Origin of the sequence: Vreelandella songnenensis (genome assembly GCF_003002925.1) — a bacterium.
GTDB classification, from domain to species: domain Bacteria; phylum Pseudomonadota; class Gammaproteobacteria; order Pseudomonadales; family Halomonadaceae; genus Vreelandella; species Vreelandella songnenensis.
The window spans coordinates 139,396-165,043 of record NZ_PVTK01000008.1 but is presented as its reverse complement, the minus strand read 5'-3'; the positions used below and the strand labels follow the sequence as shown (position 1 = coordinate 165,043).

Here is a 25,648-nt window from a genome sequence, read left to right as displayed (position 1 = left end):
AGCCGATAAAGGCCACTATCTTAATCGGCCAGCACGCACCTAACCAGCGGCTGACCCTCTCAATGCGCAATATGTCTAAACACCCCACTCATGGACAAACCGGGACGCTTAGAAATAACAAAGGGCGCGGGATAACCCGCGCCCTTCTAGGCGTAAATAGCAGCAGCAGAGCTTACTCTGCGACAACTACCACGCGTACAACGGCGTCCACTTCTGCATGCAGGTGGAGGTCGATGTCGTATTCGCCAGTTTGACGAATCGGGCCTTGCGGCATACGTACTTCGCTCTTGGCAACATCGATGCCGGCAGAGGAAATAGCGTCGGCCAGGTCGCGCGGACCGATTGAACCAAACAGCTTGCCTTCGTCGCCAGCTTTGGACACCAGAGAAAGCTCGATGTCGTTCAGCTGTTCAGCGCGCGCCTGGGCTTCAGCCTTGCGCTCAGCGGCTTGAGCTTCAAGCTCGGCACGCTGTGTTTCAAACGCTTCAACGTTTTCCTTGGTTGCCGGTACGGCCAAGCCGTAAGGCACCAGGTAGTTACGTCCATAACCAGGCTTGACAGTGACCTTGTCACCCAGGCCGCCCAGCTTACCAATGTTGTCGAGCAGAATGACTTCCATCTCGTAAACCTCTTGTCAGTTGCCGCGGGCAAGGCGTGCGCGAATGTTCGCGAATGTATCAATCAGCCCCAACAGCAGCACAATGAGAATCGTGGGCCAGGTCATGATCAGCAGCACATAAAATGCCACTAGCCACAGCCCGTTCATCCCCTTTAATCCAATAAACCCGTGCACCAACGCAACGCCAGCCACCAGCAGCGGAATCCAGCCAAGTACCGCCAGCGCATCAGCTCCAAACATCATGCCCGCCACACACAGGGCTGCCAGTATGGCAAGCTCCTTTGGGGACAGGCGCAACGCGTGGAACTCTTCACGAAAGCCGCCCGGATTGTACAATCCGGCCTGCCAGCTTCGTGCCAGAGCCAAACATGCGATCGCCGCTATTAGTACTACTAGCCCCGTAACGCCGCCTACCACGATGGTAGCCAGCATCTGAGTGTCGTAGCCTTGGCTAGCCAGCTCCGTGAGCATGCGGTCAACGTCCGAGGAACCTTGACGCAGCTGCTCAAGCATCAGCTCTGTACCGCCAGGCGGGCTAAAGATGCCGAACTGAATCATGGCTGCGGCCACCAGGGTGCCCACAATCATGGCTTCGCTCCAACGCATCCTTTCGCGCAGGATGACGGCCATCAGCGTTACCAGAAGTACACTGGTAAGCGGAATGACATCCCCCTGCGACCACCAGAAACCTGCCGGTAGCGCGGCTGCCATAATGACCGGAAGCGCAGGCGCGAAGCCTTTACGCAGCGTCACCAGGGCAGCAATGGCTGCTCCTAACCAGAACAGCCACGGCACTAGCGTTGCAAGTGCTGCCACGCCTGCGGCGTAGGGCAGCCCTCGCATCAGCCATCTTGCCAGTGCCAGCATCACGTTAAACGCTTACTGGTGGCTATCGGAGTAGGGCAGCAGCGCCAGGTAGCGCGAGCGCTTGATAGCAGTCGCCAGCTGACGCTGGTAGCGTGCTTTGGTACCGGTGATACGGCTCGGAACAATCTTGCCGGTTTCGGTGATGTAAGCTTTCAGGGTGTCCAGATCTTTGTAGTCGATCTGCTTGACGCCTTCAGCAGTGAAGCGGCAAAACTTACGGCGACGGAAAAAACGTGCCATGGATTAGCTCCTTAAAACGTGCAGTGGATAGAATCAGGCAGTTTCGATTTCTGAATCTGAATCAGATTCAGCATCGGCGCGCGGCTTGTCTTCGCGACGCGGACGCTTTTCTTCTGCCGGTTTCATCATCGGGGAAGCTTCAGTAACGGCTTCCTTGCAGCGTACAACCAGGCTGCGGATGATGGCATCGTTGAAGCGGAAGATGTTCTCGATTTCTTCGAGCGTCTCGCCAGTACATTCAACGTTCATCAGCACGTAGTGGGCTTTGTGGATCTTGTTGATCGGGTAAGCCAGGTGACGACGGCCCCAATCTTCCAAGCGATGCACAGTGCCACCGTTTTCGGTAACGATGCTGGTGTAGCGCTCGACCATAGCCGGCACTTGCTCGCTCTGATCCGGGTGGACCATAAACACGATTTCGTAATGACGCATGGAATCTCCTTGCGGTTTGACAGCTTCCGGTGTGTGCCTAGGCCGATAGACGAAGAGCGACGACAGGGAAGCAAGGAGTTAACTGAAATGCACCCGGGTTGCACAACGTCAGCCGGGGCATTAAGCAGAACTGGTATTCAAACAGGGTATGAAACCTGCACCCGCCTGCAGACAAACGGGCGCAGGTATTCTAGTGGGCAAGCGGCTAACTTGCAAGCTGGCGCTGACGTACCGCTTCAAACAGGCAGATACCGGTGGCCACCGACACGTTCAAACTCGATACCTGCCCTGCCATGGGAAGCTTGGCCAGGTTATCGCACGCCTCACGAGTCAGACGTCGCATGCCCTTGCCTTCAGCACCCATGACAAGCGCCGTAGGGCCGGTCATGTCGATCTCGTAAACGCTCGCCTCGGCCTCCCCCGCCGTGCCGGTAATCCAAACACCGGCATCCTTGAGCTTGGCAAGCGTGCGCGCAAGGTTGGTGACCTGATAGACCGGCACCACTTCCGCCGCGCCGCAGGCTACCTTGCGCACCGTGGCGTTGAGCGGCGCCGCCTTGTCCTTGGCAACGATCACGCCGTGCGCGCCCGCCGCATCGGCGCTGCGCAGGCAGGCGCCGAAGTTATGTACATCCGTCACGCCATCCAGCACCAGGAACAGCGGCGGTGTCGGCGCGTGCCAGGCACGCAGCTTCAGCCACAGCGACTCTTCGCCCTCTGGCGTCAACGGCGGGCAAAACGCCACCACCCCCTGGTGAGCAGCCCCTTGGGTCAGCTGGTCAAGCACATCGCGCGGCTGCTCCTTGATTCGTGCGCCGCGCGCTTGCGCCTGAGAAACCACTTCCGCCAGCCGGCTGCCCGCGCCCTGCTGTACCCACAGCTCTCGCGGCGTTTCACCGCGCTCCAGAAGGCTCTGCAGGGCGTGCATACCATAAACCTGGTCCAGCCCATCGGGGGTGCGCAGCGTACGCGCCCCGCGTCGAGATGACGCTGACTTCATGCTCAGCTTCTCCTCGGCGATGACTGACGAGTACGTCGCGGGCCGCGACGCGTCGACGGTTTGTCTTTCCTGGGCGCTGAATCACCCTTGGCGGCGTCAGCTTTAGGCGTATCGTTACTACTTTCACCACCGCGACGCTTGCGCGGCTGGCGGCGCGGGCGCGGCTTGTCGTCGGTCAGGCTGAAATCGATCTTGCGGTCATCCATGTCCACCCGCGCGACCTGAACCGTGAGGCCATCACCCAGGCGATAGGTGGTACCGGTACGCTCGCCCTTCAAGCGATGCTTCTCCGCCTCGTAGTGGTAGTAGTCCGACGGCAGCGATGTCACGTGCACCAGGCCTTCCACGTAGAAGGCGTCCAGGCGCACGAACAGGCCGAACTGCGTCACCGAGGCAATGGTGCCTTCGAAGGTTTCGCCCAGCTTGTCCGACATGAACTCGCACTTGAGCCAGCCCTCTACATCGCGCGTGGCCTCATCGGCGCGCCGTTCGGTCATGGAGCAGTGCTCACCCAGCTCGAGCATCTGCTCGAAGGTGTACGGGCACCATTTGCTCGGCGGCTCGACCGGTGCGCCTTCAACGCGCATCACGGTGGTCGTCTGGCGCGGCCCGCGAATGACCGAGCGGATCGCACGGTGAACCAGCAGATCGGGGTAGCGGCGAATCGGCGAGGTGAAGTGCGCATAGGCCTGGTAGGCCAGACCAAAGTGGCCTTCGTTCTGCGGCGAGTACACGGCCTGATTCATGGAGCGCAGCATGACGGTCTGAATGATATCGGCATCCGGGCGGTCAATAATTGCCTCTCGCAGCGCCTGGTAGTCCTGCGGCGTAGGCAGATCACCGCCACCTACAGAAAGCCCCAGCTCGTTCAGGAACAGGCGTAGCTTGTCCAGGCGCTCTGGCGTGGGCCGCTCATGGATGCGGTACAGCGCTGGCAGGTCGTGCTTGTCCAGAAAGCGTGCCGTGGCCACGTTGGCGGCCAGCATGCACTCTTCGATCATCTTGTGCGCGTCGTTACGCGTGCGCGGCACGATCTTCTCGATCTTGCGCTCGTCATTGAAGATGATTGCCGTCTCGGTGGTATCGAAATCAATTGCGCCGCGCTCGTCGCGGGCTTCGCGCAGCAGGCGGTACAGCTCGTGCAGATCCTGCATCGGCTTGACCAGCTCGCGGTGCTCTTCGCGTAGCGAGGCGCCCTCTTCACTCTCTTCATCGAGCATCGCCGCCACCTTGTTATAGGTAAGGCGGGCGTGAGAGTTCATCACGGCTTCATAGAACGAGTAACGGCTGATGGCGCCGGTCTTGGAGATATTCATCTCGCACACCATGACCAGCCGATCCACGTGCGGGTTCAGCGAGCAAAGGCCGTTGGACAAGAGCTCCGGCAGCATGGGAACCACTTGACCGGGGAAGTACACCGAATTGCCCCGTGTACGCGCTTCGTCATCAAGCGCGGTACCCGGACGCACGTAGTGAGAGACATCGGCAATCGCGACCAGCAGCTTCCAGCTACCCGATTTGGTTTTCCACGCGCAGACGGCGTCATCGAAATCCTTGGCGGACTCGTCATCGATGGTCACCAGCGGCGTATCGCGCAGGTCGACGCGGTGCTGCTTGTCTTGCTCCAGCACCTCGGCGGAAATACCGGAGGTCTGATCGAGCACTTCCGGCGGAAACTCGGCAGGAATATCGTAACTGCGGATCGCAATATCGATCTCCATGCCCGGGTCCATACGCTCACCCAGCACTTCGATCACTTCCCCCACCGGCTGAACCCGCGTCGCGGGTTGCTGCACGATTCTGGCCGAAATCACCTGGCCATCCTTCGCGCCAGCGCAGGCGCTGTGCGGGATGATGATTTCTTGAGTGATACGCGGATTTTCCGGAATCAAAATACCGAACTCGGGCGTATTGCTGCGATATACACCCACCAGCGTCTGCGTATTATGCGCAATTACCTCGGCAATGGTGGCCTCATCGCGGCCGCGGCGGTCAGTGCCACTGACCCGCGCCAGCACGTGGTCGCCGTGGAAGACACGGCGCATCTGGCGCGGCGGCAGCACAAGATCAGGCTTCTTGCCGTCATCACGCTGTAGAAAGCCGAAGCCGTCGCGATGGCCCAGCACCTTGCCTTTGACAAGATCGAGCTTGTCGATCAACGCATAGGCACCGCGGCGGTCGCGCAGCACCTGGCCGTCGCGTTCCATGGCGGCCAGGCGGCGGCGAATCGCCTCATGATGATCCTCATCTTCAAGGCCCAGCATACGGCTCATGTTTTCGTGTGTGATCGGCTTACCGTAGCTTTCAAGAGCGGCGAGAAGGTATTCGCGGCTGGGTGCCGGGTTATCGTATTTGTGCGCTTCGCGTTCAGCGTGCGGATCATCACTTAACGTCCAGTACTTCATGCAATCAACTTCCTTGATGGCGCTTTCGGGAGGCAGTGAAAAAGCGCAAACGCCGAGCGTTGCGAGCGAGGGGTTTCAGCATTCATTGAGCTGAAAAATTCAACGTTTTGTTTGGTCATGGGTGCAGTATAGCGCTGCACGTTCCATGACCCAACCACCTTGAACGGCAATTGTGTTGTTTTATGTTATAGAATCAGTTTTTAGGGCTTGCATTTAATCGGCATACGCGTATCATACGCGCCACTTGCCCAGATGGCGGAATTGGTAGACGCGCTAGCTTCAGGTGCTAGTGTCCGTATGGACGTGGAGGTTCAAGTCCTCTTCTGGGCACCATCATTATCGTGCTGTTCTTGCACGCTATTGCATGGTGTCAAAGCAAGTAGATGTTTGTATTCGCCCAGGTGGCGGAATTGGTAGACGCGCTAGCTTCAGGTGCTAGTGTCTGTATGGACGTGGAGGTTCAAGTCCTCTCCTGGGCACCATACGAATACAAACAGATGTGAATGATGCGCCCAGGTGGCGGAATTGGTAGACGCGCTAGCTTCAGGTGCTAGTGTCCGTATGGACGTGGAGGTTCAAGTCCTCTCCTGGGCACCATTGATTGGTCCCGTCCGCATCATCACTTCGCGTTTTAATTTCCTTTCTTCAAGAGACTGACGCCCTTTGCGTCATTTTCTGCTGTCTGACGTTTACGCTTTTTATTTATTTTTTATGCTTGGCCCCGCTCTGTTCACCATGAAAACGCTCCGGGCGCCTTGAAGACGCCCGGCTAACGACGCTTACAGCGTTACTGGAACCGCCCCGGACGTTTTGAAACGTCCTCGAGCGCCCAGCCCTGGGTGCGCAGCTCCCCTTCGAGCACGGCCTCAAGCTCCGGCGAAAGGTCCGGGAAAAAGTTGAGCCCGGTGCGCGCTTCGATTTCATCGATAGTGACCAGATAGTCTGCCAACGGCTCGTTGCCGCGCACGTCCTGGGGCATGATGAAAGCCAGCGCCAACGGGGCATCCGCATGTGGCGCCACGATTATCTTGTAAAACGCCTCCGGCACCTCTACAAACCCCACCCGATTGAACACGTTATCCATGAAATGCTCGGGGAATATCGGCCCGGTAATCACCTGCAAGCGGTCAAAGCGCGGCGCAAAATGATCCATCACCGACTGCTCCAGGCGCTGCCAGAGCTGGCGGTTCAAGTTGGGCCGCTGGGGGGACATGTTGCTCATCAAGAACGTATCGATCTGGGCGCTGCGCCCATGTACCGCGGCAATGGCGTAGTTGGGCGCCATGTGCCCGCGGTCATAACCGCTACCTGAATAGCTATCGGTGGTCACCGGCCACAGCGTTCGCCAGTCGGACTGAAAGTTGGGCCGCGAGCCGATGCGCGTATCGTCATCTACCGCTTCGAGCTGATAACTGACCCAGAGCGGATTGACGCGTACATCCGACCAGCCCACCAGATAGCCATCATTGCGCAGCACTCGGTGAAACGTCGTTGGATGAAAGCCGTCCCAGGTGGGTACGCCCATCCAGGTATAGGCATCTTGATACTGGCGCCCCTGAAATTCCCAAAGCCCGGCCCCGGCCACCACAAACAGTACGGCAATACCCAAGCGTCGCCCTTGCCGACGCAAGCGCAGAAGCGATCTTCCCAAGTTCCCCACTCCCTACTTTTTTAATTTCTTATCTTTTACTTATGACAGCAAGCCATGCTCTGGCTGGTGTTTACTTAAGAATTACCAGCCAAGGGAAAACATGGTTTCAAGATCGTGGCGTGAGTGCACCTGCATGGCGTTCAGGGTTTCGGTATCGCTGATGCCTTCCACCGCGTTAAGGCGCTCGGTCACAAGCTCGGCCAAACTTTCGAAATCCCGGGTGCGGGCGATGGCCACCAGATCGTAGCGTCCGCAGGTAGAGTACACTTCGCTGATACCTTCCACGTCCGCTAAACGCTCGGCCACCGCTTTGACCTGGCCTTTGTCGGTATTGATCAAGATAACTGCGTTCTGCATGACGACCTCACTAAGGGTAAGTGATACAAAAATACGCAGGGAGTATAACAGGCCTGATTGAATCCGCAGCTTACGCGCGTGCTCACAACCGCACGGGTAGCGGCCATCCAGGGGATCGTATTAAGCTGGATGCTGTCAGAATAACCGTGACTACCGCCCTGGCAGCATCAATAACCCCAGGTTGGTCAGACGTCATAATGAAGAGAAAGACAATAGAGATGGCCTACCATCCGTTCACCGTGACGTTACACGCAATCAAGATGGATAAACGCAAGCCTTAGGAGAAACCATGGCGAATCAAAGCCGTCGACAGTTCTTACGTAGCAGCGCGCTGAGCCTGGCCGCCCTGCCCTTGGGCATGGGCATTCTTTCCAAGACGGCCTTTGCCCAGACATTGCCGCGCCTGGATCCCGAAGCCCCCAGTGCTCAGGCGCTCAACTACGTAGAAGAGGCCAGTGATGCCAGCGACCACCCGGCTTTTGAAGCGGGCGAGCGCTGCGATAACTGCATGTTCTATACCGAGCGCACCCAGGGCTGCCAGCTGTTTCCCGAACATAGCGTCGAACCCGGCGGCTGGTGCCAATCTTGGGTAGCCATGGGCTGATATCGCTCTACGCTCAGGGCTTGTCCTTGCCCTCCTCCTCGACCGGCCAGCGGTAGCGATGGGTGACACGACCTTCATCCATGGACACCAGCCGGACTGGAAACCCCCACAGCTCGTGCAGGTGGCGAATCACCGGGTAGACGCTTCTCGCCAGTGGGCGTCGGCTATCCTGCACGTGATGCAGCGTCAGCGAGCGGTCCCCGCGAATCGCCGCTTCCACCACCTGCACGTTGGGCTCCTTGACGGAAAGCGCATACTGGGTAGAAAGCGCATCACGCACCCGGCGGTAACCCTGCTCATCGTGAATGGCGGCTACTTCAAGCGTTTCGGACTGATCATCATCCACTATCAGAAACAGCTTGAGATCGCGCATCACCTTGGGCGATAGAAACTGCTGGATGAACGACTCGTCCTTGAAGTTGCGCATGGCAAACTCGAGGGTTGCCCGCCAGGGGGTGCCGGCAATATCCGGAAACCACTGACGATCCTCGGCGGTAGGCGCTTCGCAGATCCTTTGAATATCCCGAAAGATGGCAAACCCCAGCGCGTAGGGGTTGATACCGCTGTAATAGGGGCTGTCAAAATCCGGCTGGTTGATGACCGCCGCGTGAGACTGCAAGAACTCCAGCATCAAGCCTTCGTCCACATCGCCCTCGTCGTACAGCCGATTCATCAGCGTATAGTGCCAGAAACAGGCCCAGCCCTCGTTCATTACCTGGGTCTGGCGCTGCGGATAGAAGTACTGCGCCAGCTTGCGCACGATGCGCACGATTTCCCGCTGCCAGGGCGCCAGCAGCGGCGCATTCTTCTCGATGAAATAGAGCAGGTTTTCCTGAGGCTCCGGCGGATAGATGCCCCCCTCATGCAGGCCCAACGGGTCTTCATCGCTATGCAGGCTGCCAGGCAACGGCGAGGCGTTAGCCGGCGGCTCGGGAATCGTGCGCCACAGCATGTTCACCTGAGTCTGCAGGTACGCTTCGCGCTCGTCCTGGCGCTTGGCCTCCTCCTCGGCAGAGATGGGAGATGGCCGCTTGTAGCGATCGACACCGTAGTTTTGCAGCGCATGGCAGGCATCCAGCAGCTGTTCGACGGCATGCACGCCATGGCGCTCCTCGCACCGGGCGATGTACTGCCGCGCGAAGACCAGGTAGTCGACGATCGAATCGGCATCGGTCCAGGTACGAAACAGGTAGTTGCCCTTGAAAAACGAGTTGTGCCCGTAGCAGGCGTGAGCCATCACCAGCACCTGCATCATCAGGGTGTTCTCTTCCATCAGGTAGGCAATGCAGGGGTTTGAGTTGATCACAAGCTCGTAGGCCAGCCCCATCTGGCCGCGCTTGTAGGCCTGCTCGACAGCCAAGAACTGCTTGCCGAACGACCAGTGATGATAGCCCACCGGCATGCCTACGCTTGCGTAGGCGTCCATCATCTGCTCGGTAGTGATCACTTCGATCTGGTTGGGGTAGGTGTCCAGCCGGTACTCGTCGGCCAGGGCCGCCAGCTTGTCGTTGAAACGCTCCAGAATGGTGAAGTTCCAGTCGGAGCCGGTGGCAATGGGCTTTTGAGACGCTGTCATGGCGCACTCCTGTCGCGGTTGCACCTAGTTGGTTTGACTCAAGCGGCGCTTGAACAGCTCGCGAAAAACGGAATAGATATCGCTGGCTTCGACAATCTGGCGCATGGCAAAACGCTCGGGGAAATGGCCCGCCACGCTTTCGTACTCGTGCCACAGCGACTGATGATCGTGGGGTGTGATTTCCACGTAGGCGTAGTATTGAAGCTGCGGCATCAGCTGCTTGACAAGCATCTCGCGGCAGGTATTGGAGTCGTCATCCCAGTTGTCCCCGTCCGAGGCCTGGGCCACGTAGAGATTCCACTTCTCCGGCGGGTAGCGCGCCTTAATAATAGTATTGACCAGTTTCAAGGCGCTGGACACGATCGTGCCGCCGGTTTCCCGGGAGTAGAAGAACTCCTCCTCGCTGACTTCTCGGGCGGCCGTGTGGTGACGCACGAACACCAGCTCCACTTTCTCGTAATGCTTCTCCAGAAACATATAGAGCAGCAGGAAAAAGCGCTTGGCGATATCCTTGTGGTTCTGCGTCATGGAACCGGACACATCCATGACGCAGAACATGACAGCCTGGCTCGATGGCTGCGGCTGGGCGCTTAGCTGGTGGTAGCGCAAGTCGTAGGTATCGATGAACGGCACCGCCTCGATACGCTTTTGCAGCCGCTCGATGTCCGCTTTCAGTTCGGTGATACGGGCGGGGTTACGCAGCACGGAATCCTTGCGCTCCTCCTCTTCAAGCGCCTCGATCGCTTCCTTGAGCGCACGCTTGATAGGCGCACGCATGGCAATACGCCGGGCGTAGGCTTCGCGCATGGAACGGGTGATGCTGATGCGCGCCGGCACGCCGTCGCGGGAAAGCCCGGCGCGCACCATCTTGACCTCCTCCAGCGACTTGAGCGGCTTGCGCTGCAGGTGGGGTAGCTCCAGGCCGTCGAAGACGAACTCCAGAAACTCTTCACGGGTCAGGGTGAAGGCAAACTCATCGTTGCCCTCGCCCTGGTTGGAAGCCCCACCCTCGCCGGCGCCATTCCCGCCGCCCTGGCCGCCGGGCCGGCGAATCCTGTCGCCTTGCACAAACTCCTTGTTACCCGGCGAGACGATATTGCGCGCCCCGCCGGGGCCATGCTGAAACACCGGCTCGGAGATATCCTTGGTCGGAATGGAGATTTTCTCGCCGCGCTCCATATCGGTAATCGAGCGGCGGTTGACCGCGTCTTCCACTGAACGCTTGATATGCTTGCGGTAGCGCTCCAGAAAGCGCTGCCGGTTGACCGCGCTCTTGTGCTTGGCGTTGGGTCTTCGATCAATAAAGTAGGTCATGCGACCTCCTCAAGCCCGGAAGGTAGATGCGGCTATTGCGACTTGCGTACACGCAGATACCACTCGGAAAGTAGCCGCACCTGCTTCTCGGTATAGCCGCGTTCCACCATTCGAGCCACGAAGTCCTCGTGCTTTTTCTGGTCCGATTTCGAAGCCTTGGCGTTGAACGAAATCACCGGCAAGAGCTCTTCGGTATTGGCAAACATCTTGTGCTCGATCACCCCCTTGAGCTTCTCGTAGGACTGCCAGCTGGGGTTCATGCCGTTGTTCTGGGCGCGGGCTCGCAGCACGAAGTTCACCACCTCGTGACGGAAGTCCTTCGGATTGGAAATCCCCGCAGGCTTCTCGATCTTCTCGAGCTCCTCGTTGAGCGACTGGCGGTTCAGAAGCTCGCCGGTTTCCGGGTCGCGGTACTCCTGATCCTGAATCCAGAAATCCGCATAGGTCACGTAGCGATCAAAAATGTTCTGGCCATACTCGCTGTAAGACTCGAGATAAGCGGTCTGGATCTCCTTGCCGATGAACGCCACGTAGCGCGGCGCCATGAACTCCTTGATAAAGCCCAGATAGCGCTCGAACACTTCAGACGGCAGCTGTTCGCGCTCCAGCGCCTGCTCCAGCACGTAGAGCAGGTGCACCGGGTTGGCGGCCACTTCCAGGCTGTCGAAGTTGAATACCTTGGAGAGAATCTTGAACGCAAAGCGCGTAGAGAGGCCCTGCATGCCTTCATCCACCCCGGCGGCATCGCGGTACTCCTGAATCGATTTGGCGCGCGGGTCGGTGTCCTTCAGATTCTCGCCGTCATATACGCGCATCTTGGAGTAGATACTGGAGTTTTCAGGTACTTTCAGGCGCGAGAGCACCGAGAACTGCGCCAGCATGCGCAGCGTGTCCGGCGCGCAGGGGGCGGCGTTGAGCGAGGAGTCCTCCAGCAGCTTCTGGTAGATCTTCACCTCTTCGGAAACCCGCAGGCAGTACGGCACCTTGACGATATATACCCGGTCAAGAAACGCCTCGTTATTGCGGTTGTTGCGAAACGCCTGCCATTCGGACTCGTTGGAGTGAGCCAGGATCACGCCGTCAAACGGAATCGCGCCCATGCCTTCGGTCGGGTTGTAGTTACCCTCCTGGGTGGCCGTGAGCAGCGGATGCAGCACCTTGATGGGCGCCTTGAACATCTCAACGAACTCCATCAACCCCTGGTTGGCGCGGCACAGCCCGCCGGAGAAGCTGTAGGCGTCCGGGTCATCCTGGGAGTAGAGTTCCAGCTGGCGAATGTCCACCTTGCCCACCAGCGAGGAGATATCCTGGTTATTCTCGTCGCCGGGCTCGGTCTTGGAAATCGCGATCTGGTTAAGCCGCGAGGGGTAAAGACGCACCACGCGAAACTTCGAGATATCCCCACCGTACTCCTTCAACCGTTTGGCCGCCCAGGGCGACATCACGCTTTTGATGTAGCGCGGAGCAATGCCGTACTCATGTTCGAGAAGCTCGCCATCCTCTTCCGGCGAGAACAGACCAAGAGGCGACTCATACACCGGCGAGTCCTTGATCGCGTAGAAGGGAATGCGCTCCATCAAAAGCTTCAAACGCTCGGCAAGCGATGACTTGCCGCCGCCCACCGGCCCAAGCAGGTAGAGAATCTGCTTGCGCTCCTCAAGGCCCTGGGCGGCATGGCGGAAGTAGGCCACGATCTGCTCGATGGCCTCCTCCATGCCGTGAAATTCGGCAAACGCCGGATAGCGGCGGATCACCTTGTTGGAAAAGATACGCGACAGGCGCGGGTCCTTCGCCGTATCAATGACGTTGGGCTCGCCGATGGCTTCCAGCATGCGCTCGGCGGCGCTGGCATACACCTTGGGGTCGCGGCGACACAGCGCCAGATACTCCTCAAGGCTCATGTCTTCTTGCTGAACGCGGGCAAAACGGTCTTGAACGTGATCAAAGATGCTCATGGAACTCTCCTTTGGCACAGCCCAGGCCACCGCCCTTTCACTCATCCACCGTGCGGTGTGCCCAACGTAGGGTCGTACTATCAGCGTAGTCAGCAATGCAGAAAGCGAGAGTAAAACCTTCAACGCTAGCGGTGCGATGACGCTGCGAACGAGAAAGCAGCGCTCGAAAAGCAGAACATAGTGAGCGTCTTGTGAACGCGAAGCTGGAACACGAGGGGCGCCTCATGTTCGAATGCAGGTAATACTGATGAAGATAATGCTGAATGACTCAACGGCGAGCCGCGGCCCGCCCTTTTCAAACCCGGAGAGATAAACTCATGCCGATTCGTCGTGCCCTGATCACCGCACTACTGCCGCTGCTTGCGGCTACCGCTGCCCAGGCCCAGCAGGGAGCGGCCAACGTCGAAACCCAGCGCTTTCAGGACTGGGAGGTGGGCTGCCCCACCGGCGGCGCCCAGCAGGGCTGCACCATGAGCCAGATGGTCAACAATCCCGACAGCAACGAACCCCTGATGCGCGCCATGGTCGGCTACCCGCCCCAGGCGCAGGGCAATGCAGTGATCGCCTTCATGCTGCCGCTGGGGGTTAATCTGGCGCCGGGCATGCAGCTTCAGGTGGATAACAACGAGCCGGTCGGCTTCCCCTACCAGTTCTGCCACGAGCAGGGCTGCCGCGCCGACCTGCCGCTGGAGCCGAGCATGCTGCAACAGCTTCGCAGCGGCACCAGCGCCACCGTAAGCGCCATCGCCCCGGACGGTCAGCGTCTTGATCTTGATCTGTCACTGATGGGCTTTACCAGCGCCAGCCAAGAGATCGCGCCCTGATCTACGCCGCCGCCCCCAGGGCGGCGGCATCGGCCGTCGGCGCTAGGTCATGGCCTCCCGGACGTCGGCCATCAACTGGTCGAGCAGCTCGACGGTAGTGTTCCAGGCGCATACAAAACGTGCCCCGCCCGCGCCGATAAAGGTATAGAAGGTCCACCCCTTGGCCTTGAGCGCGTTGATGGCATGAGCAGGCAGCTCGACAAAGACGCTGTTGGCCTGGGTCGGGAACATCAGCGAGACGCCCGGCAGCGCCTGCAACCCTTTGGATAGGTAGTCAGCCATGGCGTTGGCATGTTGGGCATTGGTCAGCCAGGCGCCGCTTTCCAGCAGGCCAAGCCAGGGCGCGGAAATATAGCGCATCTTGGAGGCCAGCTGACCCGCCTGCTTGCAGCGGTAGGAGAAGTCTTCGGCAAGTTCGCGGTTGAAGAACAGAATGGCCTCCCCCATCGCCAGGCCGTTCTTGGTGCCCGAAAAGCACAGCGCATCCACACCTACCTGCCAGGTAAGCTCAGCCGGCGTGGCATTCAATCCGGCACAGGCGTTGGCGAAGCGGGCGCCGTCCATGTGCAGGCGCAGGTCGTGCTTGTCGGCAACGGCGCGAATCGCCAGCAGCTCTTCGCGGGTATATACCGTGCCCACTTCGGTGGCCTGGGTGAGCGAGACGACCTTGGGCTTGGGGTAGTGAATGTCGCTTCGCCGGGTAACCAGCGCCTCGATACCTTCAGGCGTCAGCTTGCCGTTCGCCCCGGGCGAGGTCAAAAGCTTGGCGCCATTGGAGAAGAACTCCGGCCCGCCGCACTCGTCGGTTTCGATATGCGCAAGCTCGTGGCAGATCACGCTGTGGTAGCTGCGCCCCATTGCCGAAAGCGCCAGCGAGTTGGCGGCGGTACCGTTGAATACGAAAAACACGTCGCAGTCGTAGTCGAACATTTCACGAAAGCGGTTTGCGGCCCGCTCGGTCCAACGGTCGTTGCCGTAGGCCAGATCATCGGCCTGGTTCGCTTCCATCAAGTACTGCATGGCTTCCGGGCAGATACCCGAGGTGTTATCACTGGCTAGAAATCGCGGGGTACACTCCGAAGTCATGGCGTTGGTCCTTATCACTGACATGGTCTTTTACTGACATTGTCTTTTACTGACATTGCCTTTTTCAGACACCGTTACAGCGCTGGCTGGGTGCCACCAGCGCCTTAAACATCACGTTATGCTTAATAAGGTGATGGGGCTGTCAGTCTATCGCCATTTATGGACAAGCGTCACCCGCGTCTATCAACGCCTTACAATGCGGCGGCCAGGCGCATACCCTGGTCGATGGCCCGTTTGGCATCCAGCTCCGCCGCCTCGTCGGCACCACCGATGACGTGTACTCCCTTGCCGGCAGCTTCCAGCGGCGCAATCAGGTCGCGCACGGATTCCTGGCCTGCGCAGACCACCACGGTATCCACCTCGAGCAGTTGCTCTTCACCTTCGCGGCGGATATGCAGACCCGCATCGTCCACCTTCACGTACTCGCAGCCCGTCAGCGTCTTGACGCCGCGTGCTTTCAAAGAGGCGCGGTGCACCCAGCCCGTGGTTTTCCCCAGATACTTGCCTGCCTTGGACGTCTTGCGTTGAAGCATGACGATCTCCCGCGATACCGCCGGGGCCACCGGTGTCTTCAAGCCGCCGGGCTCGCTGACCGCCAGGTCCACGCCCCACTCCTTGCACCAGGCATCGATATCCAGCGCCGGGTGCTCCTCGTGGGCCAGCAGCTCGGAGACGTCAAAACCGATGCCGCCGGCGCCAATCACAGCCACCCGCCGGCCCACGCGGCTCGGGTTCTCGATAGCCTCGGCGTAGCTGACCACGCGCTCGTGCTCGGCGCCGGGAAGCGTCAGTGTGCGCGGGCGTACGCCGCTTGCCATCACGATGTCATCGAATTCTGCCAAAGCCTCTGGCGTGGCGCGGGTGTTCAGACGCACCTCGACGGCGTACTTTTCAAGCATGACGCGGTAGTAGCGCAGAGTCTCGTTGAACTCCTCCTTGCCGGGAATTCTGCGCGCATAGTTGAACTGGCCGCCCAGCTCGGAGCGCTGCTCGAACAGCACCACGTGATGCCCACGGCTGGCCGCCGTGACCGCGGTGGCAAGGCCCGCTGGCCCGCCGCCCACTACCGCCACGCGCTTGGGCGCCGCGGCAGGCTCGATAACCAGCTCGGTTTCGTGGCAGGCGCGGGGGTTGACCAAGCAGGAGGTCAGCTTGCCGGCAAAGGTGTGATCCAGACACGCCTGGTTACAGGCAATACAGGTATTGATTTCATCGGCAAGCCCCGCCTCGGCCTTTTCGACCCAGGCCGGGTCGGCCAGAAACGGCCGGGCCATGGACACCATGTCGGCGTGGCCTTCGGCCAGCACCGCCTCGGCCACGCTTGGCATATTGATCCGGTTGGTCGTGACCAGTGGTATCGAGAGCGCGGCCTTCACCCGCCGGGTCACCTCGGTGAAGGCCGCCCGCGGTACGCTGGTCACGATGGTCGGTACCCGCGCTTCGTGCCAGCCGATACCGGTATTGATCAGATTGGCACCGGCGGCTTCCACGGCCTGGCCAAGCGCCACGATTTCCTCACTGGTGCTGCCCTCTTCCACCAGATCGATCATCGAGAGGCGAAAGATCACCATGAACCGCGCGCCCACGGCCTCACGAACGCGTTTGACGATACTGACGGGAAAGCGAATGCGGTTCTCGAAGCTGCCGCCCCAGCTATCTGTGCGCTGATTGGTGCGCTGGCAGATGAACTGGTTGATCAGGTAGCCTTCCGAGCCCATGATTTCCACGCCATCATAGCCGGCCTTCTGGGCAAGCACGGCGCAGCGCACGTAGTCATCGATCTGCTGCTCGACCTCGTCGCTTTGCAGCTCGCGCGGTGTGAACGGGTTGATCGGCGCCTGGATCGCCGAAGGCGCCACCAATTCCGGCGAGTAGGCGTAGCGCCCGGCGTGAAGAATCTGCATGCACAGATGCCCGCCTTCGGCGTGTACCGCCTCTACCACCTGACGGTGATCAGCCAGATGCGTTTCATCGGTCAGCGCATGAGCGCCCTGAAACACCGCACCTTCCGGGTTGGGCGCAATGCCTCCGGTCACGATCAAACTTACCCCCGCCCGCGCGCGCTCGGCATAAAAGGCCGCAAGCCTTGCAAAGCCGTCGGGCGCTTCTTCAAGGTTGGTATGCATGGAGCCCATCAACAGGCGATTGGGCAGCGTCAGATGGCCAATCGTAATCGGCTGAAAAAGATGCGGGTAAGCGGGCGCACGGGTCATCACGGTTCTCCTTGGCGTTATTCAAACAAGCGTATGACATCCTTGCCACCGCGTACAGTCTTCGCTTGCGACACGCTGTAAAGCACGTAACATTATCCGGCTAACGACAAGGAAAACTGTGATGCCGCTGATCTACTTTCTACCGCCGCTTGCCACCGTCTTGATCTGGTCGGGCAACATGACCATCAACCAACTGACCGTAGGCGCCATTGCCCCCAGCAGTATCGCCTTTCTGCGCTGGCTGCTGGCGCTTCTGGTCATGACGCCGTTCGTTCTTCCGGCGGTCATTCGCCATCGTCAGGAAATCGCCCGGAACGGGTACAAGCTGGCTTCCCTCGGGCTTCTGGGCATGGGGCTGTGGCAAGGCCTTGCCTATGTGGCAGCGGAAACCACCACGGCGACCAACATGGGCATCCTGGCCGCCATGGTACCGCTGTTGACCGTTCTGCTGAGCGCGCTGATTCTGCGCGAGCCGCCCACGCTTGGCGGCGTGATGGGCGGCGTACTGGCATTTATCGGTGTGACCGTGCTGCTGGGCCGCGGCAATCCCCTTTCGCTTTTGAACCTTGACGTGGCGCGAGGCGATGCGCTGATGGTAGTCGCCGCCAGCTGCTACGCGCTTTACGGTGTCATGCTCAAGCGCTGGAAAATGAACTTACCGCCCTGGGTGATGCTCTATGCTCAGGTATGTTTTGCGGTGCTGTTTCTGCTCCCGCCCTATCTGATGGGCCCCATGACCCCGGTAGATAGCCAGAACATCGGGCTGATCGTGTATGCGGGTATTCCCGCCTCGGTAATTACTACCTATCTGTGGATGCGCGCCGTGCGCCAGATCGGCGCCAACCAGGCGAGTATTTTCATCAACCTGATGCCGCTGTTCAGCGCGCTGATAGCCATGGCGATGCTGGGCGAGCAGGTGGCGGGCTTTCATTTTACCGGTGGCCTGCTGATTCTGGCTGGCGTGGTCATGGCGCAGACTCTGACGCGCCCACTGGTGCGCGGCGTGGCAGCAAATAAGCCAGGCAGCGCCTAGTCATCTTGTACTAAGCTGTTTTCTTTTTATTCTGGAACCCCCTGATATGTCCTTAGAAGAACTGCATCTAAATCTGCGCAACCTGACGAGCGATGATTACGATCAGCTCAAGACATTGATGGACGCTGTCTATCACGATATCGGCGGTGCCTGGCCCCGGCACACTATCGACAAGCTGATCCAGGAGTTTCCCGACGGCCAGATCGCCATTGAAGACGACGGCAACCTGGTTGGCGTGGCACTCACGGTACAGGTGGATTACGACGAGTTTTCCAACCCGCACAAGTATGACGATCTGATTGGCCATCGTGAAATCATCCTCAACAACGAGGAAGGCGATGCGATGTACGGGCTGGATGTGCTGATCCACCCGGACTACCGCGGCTACCGCCTGGGCCGTCGCCTTTACGAAGCCCGCAAGGAGCTGTGCCGTTCGCACAACCTGCGCGCCATTCTGGCCGGCGGGCGCATTCCCGAGTATTACCAGCACGCCGACGAGCTGTCTCCGGCCCAGTACATCGACAAGGTCTCGCGCAAGGAGATCTACGACCCGATCCTGTCCTTCCAGTTGGCCAACGATTTCCAGGTCAAGCGCCTGCTGCGCAAATACCTGCCAGAAGACGAGCAGTCAAGAGGCTACGCCACGCTGCTCGAGTGGAACAACATTCTCTTCGAGCCCGCCGAGAACGTGCTGGACACCCGCCCGACCCAGGTACGGGTAGGCGCCGTACAGTGGCAGATGCGCGAATTTTCCTCGGTGGAAGCCGCTCTTCAGCAGATCGAATACTTCGTGGATGCACTGTCGGATTACCAGAGCGACTTTGCCGTCTTCCCGGAGCTGTTCACCACGCCGCTGATGGGCTTGCAGGACCGCGCCGCTCAGCAGGACCAGATGGGTGCTATCCGCTTTCTGGCAAGCTTTACCGAACGCTTCAAGGCCGAGCTTTCCCGCATGGCGGTGTCCTACAACATCAACATCGTGGGCGGTTCGATGATCGAGGTGGGTGAAGATGACCGGCTCTACAACGTCGCCTACCTCTTCCACCGCGATGGCGACATCGACAAGCAGGCCAAGCTGCATATCACCCCGCAGGAGCGCCGCGACTGGGTGATCGAGGGTGGCGACAACCTGCAGGTATTCGATACCGACGCCGGCCGTGTGGGCATTCTGATCTGCTACGACGTCGAGTTTCCGGAACTTGGCCGCCTGCTGGCCGATCAGGACATGGATATCCTCTTCGTGCCCTTCTGGACCGACACCAAGAACGGCTACCTGCGCGTACGCCACTGCGGCCAGGCCCGCGCCATCGAGAACGAGTGCTACGTGGTGCTATGCGGAAGCGTCGGCAACCTGCCCTCGATCGAGAACCTGGATATCCAGTACGCTCAGTCGGCGGTGTTTACCCCTTCTGACTTCGCCTTCCCCCACGATGCGGTGCTGGCGGAAACCACGCCTAACACCGAGATGATCTTCTTCTCGGACCTGGACCTGACGCGCCTGACCATCGTGCGCGCCGAAGGCTCGGTGACCAACCTGAAAGACCGCCGCAAGGATCTGTTCGATCTGCGCTGGCGCGACTGGTCGCTGAAGTCCGGCTCCAATCTGGACGAGTGAAGGTCGGCAGGTTTATTACCCCTGTAGGAGCCCAATTCTATTGGGCGATGGGAGGCAGAGCCTCCCTAGGCGGAAGGCAGCGTTAGTGATCCATCAACCCCAGCAGCGCGTAGCGCTGCGTCGCTGGCTGAAGCCTGCTCCTACAGCTTGTCTGGCCAGATCAGGTGCGCCGGAACACGCCCCTTGGCATCAAAGGCCACCCCTTCATCGCGCAGCTTCTGGTGCTGACGGGAAGCGCCGCCGTGGTCGGCAAGCGTAAGGCTTGCCGAGATCACCCGATGCCAGGGAAGCGTGTGGCCCGCGGGCAGGTGGCGCATGGCCGAGCCTACCGAGCGCGGCGTCGCGCCTTCGGTCATGGCGGCAATGCGCCCATAGGTCGTCACCCGCCCCGCCGGAATCTGATCGACAATGGTGTAGATCTGCTCAAGCAATTCGGGGCGTGCCATGGCCAACTCTCTCTGTTATAGCGCTTCAACCAGTTGATCGATGGCCTGGAAGGCTTCTTTCAGCGCCGCTTCGCGCGTCGCCTCGCCCATGTTCAGGCCTTCGGCGTAGACGACGTCTACATCGGTAATCCCCATCAAGCCTAGCATGCTTTTAAGATGCGGCGTCTGGCTATCCATGTCGGTACCCGCATACATGCCGCCCCGCGCGGCCAGAATGACCGCCCGCTTGCCTTCCACCAGGCCCTGTGGGCCATTTTCGGTATAGCGGAAGGTTTCACCAGCGCGCAGCACACGGTCAAACCAGGCCTTGAGCTGAGAAGGCACGCCCAGGTTGTACATGGGCACGGCGATGACCAGCACATCGTTGGCGCGCAGCTCGGTCAGCAACTCATCCGAGCGTGCGGCCAGTACCTGCTGCTCTTCGCTACGCTCTTGCGCCGGGGTCTGCCAGGCGCCGAGTTCGGCAATATCCAGATGGGGCAGCGCGTTGGCCACTACATCACGCTGGGTCACTTCAACACCTTCACGGGCAGCGGCACGGGTTTGAAAATGCTTGGCCAGCGCCGTGGATTGACCGTTTTCACCCAGTACGGAAGCGGTTACCAGCAGGGCACGCGTTGTCATTGAAAGCTCCTGATTCATAATGAAAAGATGAACATTGACCGCTATTTTACGACGCTTTTTTTGAATCAAAAGCGCATTGATTTGCGATTTTCATTCGACAAAATCGAATGCTGTCAAACGTGCATAAAAAACCCCGCCACGAGGGCGGGGTTTTCAGCAGATAGCCGCTACTTCTTCCTGGGCCACGCCTTGGGGTCGACCCGATTGGCAAGCTTGGGGAACTTGCTCGGGTCAAAGGTTGGCTCCTTGCCCGCCTTCAACTGCTTTTCGTAATCGCGGAACAGCGAGAAGGCCACGGGGGAAAGCATGAGGATAGCCACCAGGTTGATGATCGCCATCATGCCCATGGAGAGATCGGCGAAGTTCCAGATCGCACCCAGGCTTGCCACCGAGCCCACCATGATCATCGCCAGCACCGCCAGGCGGTAGAGGAAGATCGCCACCGGCGCGCGGCGTCCGGCCAGGTACTCGATGTTGGACTCACCGTAGGAGTAGTTGGCAATGACCGAGGTGAAGGCAAACAGCAGTATGGCAACCGCCACGAACATCGCCCCCCAATCACCCACATGGCTTGAAAGGGCCATCTGGGTGAGCTGAATGCCGTTGTTCTCTTCACCGGCCAGCAGCTCCGGGCCTGCCATGATGATGATGGCGGCGGTGGCCGTACAGATCACCAGCGTATCCAGAAACACGCCCAGCATCTGGATAAAGCCCTGGGCTGCCGGGTGATCCGGACGCGTGCTCGCCGTTGCCGCCGCGTTGGGCGCAGAGCCCATGCCCGCCTCGTTCGAGAACAGGCCGCGCTGGATACCGTTCATGATGGCCTGAGAAATCGCGTAACCCACGGCCCCGCCAGCGGCCTGCTCCAGGCCAAAGGCGCTCTTCACGATGGTCATGATGGCCGCCGGGAAATCACCGATATTAAGCGCGACCACGACCAGCGCCAGAATCAGATAGAGCAGCGCCATCAGCGGTACGACCAGCTCGGCTACCTTGGCGATGGATTTCAAGCCGCCAAAGATGATGGGTGTGACCACCACGACCAAGACTAACCCCATGGCCCAGGTGGGAACGGCAAACGCCTGCTCCATGGCCTGGGCGATGGAGTTGGCCTGAACGCTGTTGAACGCCAACCCGAACGCAATGATCAAGCAGATCGAGAACAGTACCGCTAGCCAGCGTAGCCCAAGCCCACGCTCGATATAACGCGCCGGGCCGCCGCGGAAGGTATTGTCGCCGTGGTCGGTCTTGTACGCCTGGGCCAGGGTGGACTCGATGAAGCTGGTGGCCATGCCCACCATCGCCGTCATCCACATCCAGAAGATCGCCCCCGGGCCGCCAAAGTAGATGGCGACCGCTACGCCAGCCAGGTTACCCGTACCGACACGGGCGGCCAGGCTTGTCGAGAGCGCCTGAAACGAGGAGATGCCTTCGCCGGCATCGCGGGAGGTGCGCAGCAGCTTGAACATATGGCCGAAATAACGCACCTGAATGCCGCCGGTCATGACCGTGAAATAAAGCCCTGCCCCAATCAGCAGGTAAATCAGCACGCTGCCCCACAGTAGTCCGTTGCTGCGGTCAACGGCCGCCGTCAACAGCCCTGGAATCGTAAAATCCATACCACATGCCCTTTTTTAACTTATCGAAGGCGCTTCATTCTTCATGCCTGCACCAAAATGGCAAGAAAATTGGCGTATTTATTCTGATGTTCCTGCAAACGGATGCTAAATATCGACCGTTTGCTGTCGGCTCGCGTATGCTGACGATTTTTGAATGAGGCTCGCCATGTCGCGAACACTGCTCAAGGGCCTGGGCCTGCTGGTCGTCCTTATCGGGCTTGGATTGATGTGGTCCTGGCTACAGCGAACCGGCCTGCTTACCCAGGAGCATCTGACAGCGTTTGCGGCCACGGTCAGCCAGTGGAAGACCGCCCCCTGGATGTTTGCCGCGGTAATGGGGGTATATGTCGCGGCGCTGTTAGTGATGTTTCCGCTCAGCCTGCTGGTAGTGGCCACGGGGCTACTTTTTGGCCCGCTTTGGGGCCTTGGGTACGCCACGCTCGGCACGCTGGCATCGTCAGTGGTCTCCTACTGGGCAGGGCGCTGGCTGGGGCGTGAGGCGCTGATGCGCTATGGCGGCAAACACCTGCGCGGACTTTCGGGCTACCTTTCCCAGCGCGGCATCCGCACCATGACGGTCATCAATCTGCTGCCGCTGGCGCCCTTCACCCTGACCAACATGCTGGCAGGCGCGTTTCATCTCAACTTTCGCGACTACATGATCGGCTCCACGCTTGGCATCGTGCCGGGGCTGGCCGCCGTAATTCTGCTCGGCAGCCAGCTGGGGGCGCTGTTTACCGCAGCCACGCCGTTGGAAATTGCCCTGGCCGTTATTGGGCTTGCAGCCGGGGTTGGCGTGCTGTTCGGGCTAAAGCGCTACGCCGCCAGGCGCAATGCCAGGCAGTAAATCTAGCGGGGCGGGGCGTGGTACTTGGCCAGCACATCGGCATAAAAGCCCGCGACCGTTGCCGCAAAGTTCTGGATATCGAAGTCGGCGGCAAACGTACTGGCCTGATGGCCCAGGGTTTCACGCAGCGAATCGTTTTCCGTCAGCTCAACGATCCGCCGCCCCCAGGCCGTGCGGTTTTGCGGCGTCTTGTAGCCGTTGAAGCCTTCGCGCACCACGTCATCGATACCGCTTGAGCGCACGGCCACCACCGGCAACCCGGCCGCCATGGCTTCGAGAATGACCATTCCCTGGGTTTCCGAGGTCGAAGCAAACACGAACAGATCGCCCAGGTGGTAATAAAGCGCCATCTCCTCAGGCGGTACGGCGCCAGCCAGGGTAACGTGATCGCCAAGCCCCAGGCGTTCAATCTGCCTGCTCAGGTTTTCCCGGTCCGGGCCGTCGCCAATCATCAGCAGGTGTAGATTCTGATGCCCCTGCTGCTTGAGTTCCGCCAGCGCCTCCAGCATGAAGCCGATATTCTTCTCCTGGCTGATGCGCGAGACGCTGATCAATATCCTGCGCTTTGCGGAAATAGCCAGCTGTTCGCGAAGCTCAGCCAACGCCTGACCATCCACCTGGGCAAACCGGGCGCAGTCGATGCCCGTTGGCTGTACCAGCGTCGGCGTCTTTACGCCAATCATGCGCAGATACTCTTCCGCCGAATAGGTGGGCACGATTACCCCCTGGCAGGCGTTGGAGAAGCGCTTGATCAGGTAGTGCGAAATCAGGTTACGGAACAGGACGCTGGGTAATGGCACAAAATGGGCGTAGTGCTCCAGGCGGGTGTGATAGGTATACACTACCGGCACCTTGAGCCGGCGTCCCATGAACAGCCCCATGGAGCCTAGCCAGAACGGGTGATGCACGTGAATCACGTCCGGCCTGAAGCGACGCACATAGCGCCTGAACCGCAGGCTGAACGGGTTGGTAAGCCGGAATTCGCGCTTCTCGCCAAACGACATCAGCGTCGGGATACGCAGCACGGCCTTGTCGTCCTGACACGCCTCACGGTAGCGCGGCACGTAAAGCTCAAGGGTATGGCCAAGCTCGCTCAGTCCGCGCCGCAGGCGCTCCACCGAAACAGACACCCCCGAAACGAACGGAAAGTAGTTGTTGGAAACCATTGCCACGCGCAGCGGCTTGTTCAGATAGGGGGTAGGGTCGATGTCAAAATCCGGATAGTAATCGCGCTCTTCGAATATCAGCTGATAAAGGCGCATGGCCAGCAGCGTCAGCAGGCCCACGATCAGCAGAAAACGTGGATAGCTCACATAGAAGAACGCATAGATCGTCGAGCCGACGCTGCTCAGCATGCGCCACCAGCCGGGGCGGTCAACGTTCAAGCGGACCGGATGGATGCTCACATCATCCCCCTGCACATCCACTACCACATAGTGATGAAAGCTGCTGTCGGCGTTCAGAAGAAGCCCCCCCGCGCCGCCGGTGGTCACATACTCCACGCCGTTGATGGTCTGGTCGGAAAACAGCGACAGATTGGCCGAGAACACGGTATCCACCGCATAGCTTTCCGCCAGACGCATGATCCCTTCGCCAAGCTTAGCGTCATTCAGATAGTTGTCGGTTTCAAACAGCGGCGCATTCTGCACCACATCATGCAGCGGCAGACCGATAAAGATGAAACGATGCTCGGCATTGGATGCCGAAAGCTCACGCTCCAGCCAGTCCAGCTGCCAGGAGGTCGAGGATTTTCCGGTCGCATCCAGAAAGATGAAGTGGCTGTTGCCGGCTACAAAGGAGTAGAAGTGCGGGCCAAAATACTCGTAGAACAGGTAGCTGCCAAAATCGCTGTCCTCGTTTTCGCCATAGGTCAGCAGATAAGGCATCGTCAGCTGCTCCAGGCTGTCGTAAATCGCCTTGTAACTCTCCTGCTGGCCGCTGCTTACGGCGTTGCCTGCGGACACCAGAAAATCGGCCCCGCTGCTATTCACCCGTGGCACGATCTCGTTGCGGAACACGCTGACCGAATTGTTGATGTTCCCCACCACCGCAAACCGAAAAGCGTCGCGCTCGGCTAGCGTTTCACGGATATCCGCCACCTGCAGGGTATGCACCGACTCGAACGTGGGCTCGGCAACATACAGCCATACCTGGTGTGTGACGAGCCCCGCGACCAGCAGAAGATTGAGCACGAAGAAAAGCCGCAGCCAGCGCTTGTGCGAACGTCGTAAAACACGCAGAAAGGAACGTTTCGGGAGCATCTACAGCAGTGTTCTCAAGGCATGGGGATTCATGGCAAAGCAGCCCGGGATAAGGGTATA

Annotated in this window: 22 protein-coding genes and 3 tRNA genes; 8 read left to right on the top strand and 17 right to left on the bottom strand. The window is 59.5% G+C overall.

The genetic code is table 11. From position 1 onward, the window contains the following. Nucleotides 1-172 precede the first annotated feature (172 nt). From rplI to rnr, 6 genes are all read right to left on the bottom strand, one after another. The gene (gene rplI / locus B0H98_RS13645; protein WP_106375610.1) at nt 173-619 is read right to left on the bottom strand and encodes a 50S ribosomal protein L9; all 447 of its coding nucleotides are present in this window, start codon (nt 617-619) and stop codon (nt 173-175) included. A gap of 15 nt (nt 620-634) precedes the next feature. Continuing rightward, the gene (locus B0H98_RS13640; RefSeq protein ID WP_106375609.1) at nt 635-1,486 is read right to left on the bottom strand and encodes a hypothetical protein; all 852 of its coding nucleotides are present in this window, start codon (nt 1,484-1,486) and stop codon (nt 635-637) included. Nucleotides 1,487-1,498: 12 nt separating this feature from the next. Beyond that, nucleotides 1,499-1,726 (bottom strand): 30S ribosomal protein S18, encoded by a 228-nt coding sequence (rpsR, locus tag B0H98_RS13635; protein WP_009097135.1) that lies wholly within the window; start codon nt 1,724-1,726, stop codon nt 1,499-1,501. Nucleotides 1,727-1,759: 33 nt separating this feature from the next. Further along, on the bottom strand, nt 1,760-2,158 hold the full coding sequence (gene rpsF, locus B0H98_RS13630; protein WP_106375608.1) for a 30S ribosomal protein S6: 399 nt from the start codon (nt 2,156-2,158) through the stop codon (nt 1,760-1,762). Nucleotides 2,159-2,363: 205 nt separating this feature from the next. Beyond that, a complete protein-coding gene (gene rlmB, locus B0H98_RS13625) occupies nt 2,364-3,158 on the bottom strand; it encodes a 23S rRNA (guanosine(2251)-2'-O)-methyltransferase RlmB (RefSeq protein ID WP_106375607.1) in 795 nt (264 codons plus the stop codon). Between the two features lie 2 nt (nt 3,159-3,160). Beyond that, nucleotides 3,161-5,563 (bottom strand): ribonuclease R, encoded by a 2,403-nt coding sequence (gene rnr, locus B0H98_RS13620; RefSeq protein ID WP_106375606.1) that lies wholly within the window; start codon nt 5,561-5,563, stop codon nt 3,161-3,163. Nucleotides 5,564-5,809: 246 nt separating this feature from the next. On the opposite strand from rnr, the gene B0H98_RS13615 reads away from it, so the two are divergent. The 3 genes from B0H98_RS13615 to B0H98_RS13605 all read left to right on the top strand — a co-directional run bounded on the left by B0H98_RS13615 (nt 5,810) and on the right by B0H98_RS13605 (nt 6,160). Beyond that, nucleotides 5,810-5,896, top strand: a tRNA-Leu gene (locus tag B0H98_RS13615). Between the two features lie 62 nt (nt 5,897-5,958). Then, a tRNA-Leu gene (locus B0H98_RS13610) sits at nt 5,959-6,045 on the top strand. 28 nt (nt 6,046-6,073) lie between these two features. After that, nucleotides 6,074-6,160, top strand: a tRNA-Leu gene (locus B0H98_RS13605). A 190-nt stretch (nt 6,161-6,350) separates the two neighbouring features. Here the strand turns inward: B0H98_RS13605 and B0H98_RS13600 are convergent. Both B0H98_RS13600 and B0H98_RS13595 read right to left on the bottom strand, forming a co-directional pair. Next, nucleotides 6,351-7,214, bottom strand: coding sequence for a DNA/RNA non-specific endonuclease (locus tag B0H98_RS13600; protein WP_208623620.1), 864 nt, complete (start codon nt 7,212-7,214; stop codon nt 6,351-6,353). A gap of 81 nt (nt 7,215-7,295) precedes the next feature. Beyond that, nucleotides 7,296-7,571: an Lrp/AsnC family transcriptional regulator gene (locus B0H98_RS13595; protein WP_008958975.1), complete on the bottom strand. Its 276-nt coding sequence runs from the start codon at nt 7,569-7,571 to the stop codon at nt 7,296-7,298. A gap of 289 nt (nt 7,572-7,860) precedes the next feature. Between B0H98_RS13595 and B0H98_RS13590 the strand changes: the two genes are divergently transcribed. Further along, complete coding sequence (locus tag B0H98_RS13590; protein ID WP_106375605.1) at nt 7,861-8,175, top strand: high-potential iron-sulfur protein; 315 nt, start codon at nt 7,861-7,863, stop codon at nt 8,173-8,175. A 13-nt stretch (nt 8,176-8,188) separates the two neighbouring features. On the opposite strand, the gene B0H98_RS13585 is transcribed toward B0H98_RS13590, so the two are convergent. Genes B0H98_RS13585 through B0H98_RS13575 form a run of 3 tightly spaced genes read right to left on the bottom strand, consistent with a single transcriptional unit; the run spans nt 8,189 to nt 13,020 of the window. Continuing rightward, on the bottom strand, nt 8,189-9,751 hold the full coding sequence (locus tag B0H98_RS13585; protein WP_106375604.1) for a SpoVR family protein: 1,563 nt from the start codon (nt 9,749-9,751) through the stop codon (nt 8,189-8,191). Nucleotides 9,752-9,775: 24 nt separating this feature from the next. Further along, complete coding sequence (locus tag B0H98_RS13580; protein ID WP_106375603.1) at nt 9,776-11,065, bottom strand: YeaH/YhbH family protein; 1,290 nt, start codon at nt 11,063-11,065, stop codon at nt 9,776-9,778. A 32-nt stretch (nt 11,066-11,097) separates the two neighbouring features. Beyond that, nucleotides 11,098-13,020 (bottom strand): PrkA family serine protein kinase, encoded by a 1,923-nt coding sequence (locus B0H98_RS13575; RefSeq protein WP_106375602.1) that lies wholly within the window; start codon nt 13,018-13,020, stop codon nt 11,098-11,100. A gap of 317 nt (nt 13,021-13,337) precedes the next feature. Here B0H98_RS13575 and B0H98_RS13570 point away from each other — a divergent pair, with 317 nt between their 5' ends. Next, nucleotides 13,338-13,844: an invasion associated locus B family protein gene (locus B0H98_RS13570; RefSeq protein WP_106375601.1), complete on the top strand. Its 507-nt coding sequence runs from the start codon at nt 13,338-13,340 to the stop codon at nt 13,842-13,844. Between the two features lie 42 nt (nt 13,845-13,886). Here B0H98_RS13570 and B0H98_RS13565 read toward each other — a convergent pair whose 3' ends face one another. Both B0H98_RS13565 and B0H98_RS13560 read right to left on the bottom strand, forming a co-directional pair. Continuing rightward, nucleotides 13,887-14,930, bottom strand: a complete 1,044-nt coding sequence (locus tag B0H98_RS13565) for a threonine aldolase family protein (protein WP_106375600.1) — start codon at nt 14,928-14,930, stop codon at nt 13,887-13,889. Between the two features lie 191 nt (nt 14,931-15,121). Beyond that, nucleotides 15,122-17,143: an NADPH-dependent 2,4-dienoyl-CoA reductase gene (locus B0H98_RS13560; RefSeq protein WP_106375599.1), complete on the bottom strand. Its 2,022-nt coding sequence runs from the start codon at nt 17,141-17,143 to the stop codon at nt 15,122-15,124. Between the two features lie 121 nt (nt 17,144-17,264). Between B0H98_RS13560 and B0H98_RS13555 the strand changes: the two genes are divergently transcribed. Beyond that, on the top strand, nt 17,265-18,176 hold the full coding sequence (locus tag B0H98_RS13555) for a DMT family transporter (protein ID WP_106375598.1): 912 nt from the start codon (nt 17,265-17,267) through the stop codon (nt 18,174-18,176). 46 nt (nt 18,177-18,222) lie between these two features. Then, nucleotides 18,223-19,791 carry a bifunctional GNAT family N-acetyltransferase/carbon-nitrogen hydrolase family protein gene (locus B0H98_RS13550; RefSeq protein ID WP_106375597.1) on the top strand — a complete coding sequence of 523 codons (1,569 nt, stop codon included), beginning with the start codon at nt 18,223-18,225 and terminating at the stop codon, nt 19,789-19,791. 140 nt (nt 19,792-19,931) lie between these two features. On the opposite strand, the gene B0H98_RS13545 is transcribed toward B0H98_RS13550, so the two are convergent. The 3 genes from B0H98_RS13545 to B0H98_RS13535 all read right to left on the bottom strand — a co-directional run bounded on the left by B0H98_RS13545 (nt 19,932) and on the right by B0H98_RS13535 (nt 22,480). Beyond that, nucleotides 19,932-20,237: an MGMT family protein gene (locus B0H98_RS13545; RefSeq protein ID WP_106375596.1), complete on the bottom strand. Its 306-nt coding sequence runs from the start codon at nt 20,235-20,237 to the stop codon at nt 19,932-19,934. A gap of 15 nt (nt 20,238-20,252) precedes the next feature. Next, the gene (locus tag B0H98_RS13540; protein WP_106375595.1) at nt 20,253-20,861 is read right to left on the bottom strand and encodes an FMN-dependent NADH-azoreductase; all 609 of its coding nucleotides are present in this window, start codon (nt 20,859-20,861) and stop codon (nt 20,253-20,255) included. A gap of 167 nt (nt 20,862-21,028) precedes the next feature. Next, nucleotides 21,029-22,480, bottom strand: a complete 1,452-nt coding sequence (locus B0H98_RS13535; protein ID WP_106375594.1) for an alanine/glycine:cation symporter family protein — start codon at nt 22,478-22,480, stop codon at nt 21,029-21,031. Between the two features lie 166 nt (nt 22,481-22,646). On the opposite strand from B0H98_RS13535, the gene B0H98_RS13530 reads away from it, so the two are divergent. Further along, the gene (locus tag B0H98_RS13530) at nt 22,647-23,327 is read left to right on the top strand and encodes a TVP38/TMEM64 family protein (protein ID WP_106375593.1); all 681 of its coding nucleotides are present in this window, start codon (nt 22,647-22,649) and stop codon (nt 23,325-23,327) included. Nucleotides 23,328-23,329: 2 nt separating this feature from the next. Here B0H98_RS13530 and B0H98_RS13525 read toward each other — a convergent pair whose 3' ends face one another. Then, complete coding sequence (locus B0H98_RS13525; RefSeq protein WP_106375592.1) at nt 23,330-25,588, bottom strand: glycosyltransferase; 2,259 nt, start codon at nt 25,586-25,588, stop codon at nt 23,330-23,332. Nucleotides 25,589-25,648: the final 60 nt, after the last annotated feature.